This is a genomic window from Campylobacter sp. RM16188, from assembly GCF_012978795.1.
Classification (GTDB): domain Bacteria; phylum Campylobacterota; class Campylobacteria; order Campylobacterales; family Campylobacteraceae; genus Campylobacter_A; species Campylobacter_A canis.
Map to the genome: position 1 here is coordinate 1 of NZ_LIWQ01000047.1, position 492 is coordinate 492.

The window sequence follows — 492 nt, forward strand, 5'->3', positions numbered from 1 at the left end:
CTCTGCTTGACATGTACGTCTCGCAGTTAAGCTGGCTTATACCTTTATACTCTACGAACGATTTCCAACCGTTCTGAGCCAACCTTTGTAAGCCTCCGTTACATTTTGGGAGGCGACCGCCCCAGTCAAACTACCCACCAGACATTGTCCTGCATGAGGATAACTCATGCCAGTTAGCTATCAGAATAAAAAAGAGTGGTATCTCAACAACGGCTCACTATAAACTGGCGTTTATAGATCAAAGCCTCCCACCTATCCTGCACATCTTTATCCCAATAGCAGTGTCAAGCTGTAGTAAAGGTCCACGGGGTCTTTCCGTCTTGCCGCGGGTAGGAGGAATTTTCACCTCCACTACAATTTCACTGGATCCCTCTTCGAGACAGCTCCCATCTCGTTACGCCATTCATGCAGGTCGGTATTTAACCGACAAGGAATTTCGCTACCTTAGGACCGTTATAGTTACGGCCGCCGTTTACTCGGGCTTCGATCAAA

1 rRNA gene is annotated in these 492 nt (G+C 47.8%); it reads right to left on the reverse strand.

Annotated features, from left to right (window positions below):
* Positions 1 to 492, reverse strand: a 23S ribosomal RNA gene (locus CDOM16188_RS11130); the annotation flags it as partial.